This is a genomic window from Petrachloros mirabilis (genome assembly GCF_975968855.1).
The window spans coordinates 1-2,714 of the sequence record NZ_CDLUDY010000211.1; the positions used below are offsets into that span (position 1 = coordinate 1).

6 protein-coding genes are annotated in these 2,714 nt (G+C 54.5%); all 6 read left to right on the plus strand.

The annotated features are described in order from the left end of the window. Positions 1-12 precede the first annotated feature (12 nt). Positions 13-93 carry an EF-Tu C-terminal domain-related protein gene (locus ACWVCN_RS08660; protein ID WP_455245170.1) on the plus strand — a complete coding sequence of 27 codons (81 nt, stop codon included), beginning with the start codon at positions 13-15 and terminating at the stop codon, positions 91-93. Positions 94-132: 39 nt separating this feature from the next. Further along, the gene (rpsJ, locus tag ACWVCN_RS08665; RefSeq protein WP_455245165.1) at positions 133-444 is read left to right on the plus strand and encodes a 30S ribosomal protein S10; all 312 of its coding nucleotides are present in this window, start codon (positions 133-135) and stop codon (positions 442-444) included. Between the two features lie 21 nt (positions 445-465). After that, positions 466-1,086, plus strand: a complete 621-nt coding sequence (gene rplC, locus ACWVCN_RS08670) for a 50S ribosomal protein L3 (RefSeq protein WP_455245166.1) — start codon at positions 466-468, stop codon at positions 1,084-1,086. A 4-nt stretch (positions 1,087-1,090) separates the two neighbouring features. Next, positions 1,091-1,714, plus strand: coding sequence for a 50S ribosomal protein L4 (rplD, locus tag ACWVCN_RS08675; RefSeq protein WP_455245167.1), 624 nt, complete (start codon positions 1,091-1,093; stop codon positions 1,712-1,714). Beyond that, positions 1,711-2,004, plus strand: a complete 294-nt coding sequence (locus ACWVCN_RS08680; RefSeq protein ID WP_455245168.1) for a 50S ribosomal protein L23 — start codon at positions 1,711-1,713, stop codon at positions 2,002-2,004. Before rplD ends, ACWVCN_RS08680 begins: the two co-directional genes overlap by 4 nt. A 19-nt stretch (positions 2,005-2,023) precedes the next feature. Then, on the plus strand, positions 2,024-2,714 hold a 691-nt coding region (gene rplB, locus ACWVCN_RS08685), incomplete at its 3' end, for a 50S ribosomal protein L2 (RefSeq protein WP_455245169.1).

The following is a 2,714-nucleotide window of genomic DNA, read 5'->3' on the forward strand; positions in this document are numbered from 1 at the left end:
AGCCCCATCGCGATGGATCAGGGGCTGCGGTTTGCGGTGCGCGAGGGCGGCAAGACTGTGGGCTCCGGCGTCGTCACCGAAATCTTGGCGTAACAAGCAGCGGGCTGTCCCTTGACGGCTGAGGAGTGAAGAGTGAAGGTCGATCAACGAATCAGAATCAGGTTGCGAGGTTTCGATTACCGCGTCTTAGACCAGTCGGTCGCGGAGATTGTGGAGACGGTTCGACGAAGCGGTGCCAAGGTAGTCGGTCCGATTCCTCTTCCGACGAGGATCGAAAAGTTTACCGTCCAGCGTGCGACGCATGCGGACAAGAAAGCCAGAGAACAGTTTGAGATCAGGACGCACAAGCGACTCATGGACATCATGGATGCAACTCCTGAGACTATGGATTCGCTCATGAAGCTGAATCTAGCGGCCGGCGTCGACGTCGAGATCAAGCTCTGAACTGACTAAGGAAGATACGGTATGACGAACGGGTTGCTGGGCAAAAAACTTGGGATGACGCAGATGTTGGATGATACCCGTTTGACGCCGGTGACGGTGATCGAAGCAGGGCCCTGCCGCGTTGTCATGGTTAAGACCAAGGAACGTGACGGGTATGAAGCTGTGCAGTTGGCGTTTGGTGAAGTGAAAGAGCGCAAGCTCTCGAAGGCCCGGATTGGACATTTGAAGAAAAATCAGGCTCCAGCCAGCCGAATCCTCAGGGAGTTTAAGAAGGATGGAGAAGTTGCCGTTGGGCAGATGGTAAAGGCCGATATTTTCAAGAAGGGCGACTGGGTGGATGTGATCGGAATGTCGAAAGGCAAGGGCTTTCAGGGTGTCGTGCGGCGTCATCATTATTCCGGAGGCCCGGAATCGCACGGCTCTATGTTTCATCGCGCTCCGGGATCGATCGGTGCGAGTTCGTTCCCATCACGTGTGTGGAAAGGAAAAACATTGCCGGGCCACATGGGTGCCGAGCGTGTCACGACGCAGCGATTGAAGGTCGTCGAATCGAGACCCGATGAGAATCTGTTATTCGTCCGCGGAGCAGTGCCAGGGGCTGCGAACGGGTTGCTGGTCGTCAAAAAGTCGAAGAAGGGATAGGGTCATGCCCACGGTCGATGTCCTTGATTTGAACAGGCGGAAAGTCGGATCGGTTGATTTGCCGGCAGAGGTGTTCGGGTGCAAGCCCCATACAGCACTCGTGCACGAAGCTGTGGTCATGCAACGGGCATGTGAGAGGCAGGGAACTGCCTCAACTCTACGCCGTGGAGAGGTTAGCGGTTCAGGAAAGAAGCCCTGGAAACAGAAGCATACAGGGCGAGCACGGGCAGGTTCGTTGCGCTCTCCGGTCTGGCGTCATGGCGGTTCCGTATTTGGTCCGAAGCCGCGAAGTTATGCCTTTTCGATGCCGAAGAAAAAGTATCGTGCAGCATTGCAAAGTGCCTTGTCGGCTAAGGCCGCTGGAGGGCAGGTGCTCGTAGTATCAGATATCTCACTCGAACAGCCTAAGACCAAAGTGTTAGCAAAAGCGCTGGGTCAGTTCGGCGTCGGGAAGAACGTTCTGTTAGTCGCGGGTGAAGCGCATGCAGGGTTGAGGCAGGCTGCGCGTAATCTTCCATCGGTGAATGTGTCGGCTCCAGATCAGCTGAATGTCTATAACGTTGTTCGTGCAAAGACGATCGTGATTCCAGAGCGGGAATTGGCGCGCGTCAGGGAGGTCTGGTCGTGACACTTGACTTGCATCGTGTTCTCATCCAACCGCTGCTCACAGAAAAAGTAACTGGGATGCGCGAGGCCAGTAATACGGTGAGTTTTCTCGTTCATCCGGCCGCCAATCGTGTTCAGATCAAGCAGGCAGTTGAGTCACTGCTGAAGGTCAAAGTGGATCGAGTAAATGTGCTGAACGTTCAGGGAAAGGTAAAGCGGTTGGGTCGATTCTCCGGAAAACGACCGGATTGGAAGAAGGCCTTTGTGAAATTGAAAGAAGGCGAAAAACTCGAGCTCTACGAAAGTGCATAAGTGAGGGTAAAGGATCAGTATGGGACTTAAAGCCTATAAGCCAACGACGTCGGCCCGCCGGGGGATGACGATCGTCACGACCAGGGAGTTGACGAAAAAAAAGCCGGAGAAATCACTGACGTCATTCAACCTTCGAACTGGCGGTAGGAATAATACTGGTCGAACGACCATTCGCTTTCGCGGAGCTGGACATCGACGGCTCTACCGGAAAATCGATTTCCGTCGTGACAAGGTAGGAATCCCTGCCAAGGTTTCGGCAATCGAGTATGACCCTAATCGGTCGGCGCGGATCGCGTTATTACATTACAAGGATGGAGAGAAGCGTTACATCCTCGCCCCTGTTGGATTGCAGGTGGGAGATGTTGTGCAGTCCGGTGCCGATTCGGAAGTCCGAGCCGGTAATTCCTTGCCGCTTGCGAATATGCCATTGGGTACTACGATCCACAACATTGAGTTGAAACCCGGCAAGGGCGGACAGCTCATCCGAAGCGCAGGTGGTGCTGCTCAAGTCATGGGACGTGATGGTGTTTATGTCCAGGTCAGATTGAAATCAGGAGAGATGAGACGCATCCTGGCGTCTTGTACGGCCACCGTCGGCCAAGTTGGCAATCTTGATCACGAGAACATTAGTGTGGGGAAGGCTGGACGAAGCCGGTGGCTGGGTAAAAGGCCGCATGTGAGGGGCGTGGTGATGAATCCGGTTGACCACC

What these genes read in the sequence shown, in the direction of transcription:
- ACWVCN_RS08660 (WP_455245170.1), top strand. Translation starts at nt 13, where the DNA reads ATGGATCAGGGGCTGCGGTTTGCGGTGCGCGAGGGCGGCAAGACTGTG.
- rplC (WP_455245166.1), top strand. Translation starts at nt 466, where the DNA reads ATGACGAACGGGTTGCTGGGCAAAAAACTTGGGATGACGCAGATGTTG.
- rplD (WP_455245167.1), top strand. Translation starts at nt 1,091, where the DNA reads ATGCCCACGGTCGATGTCCTTGATTTGAACAGGCGGAAAGTCGGATCG.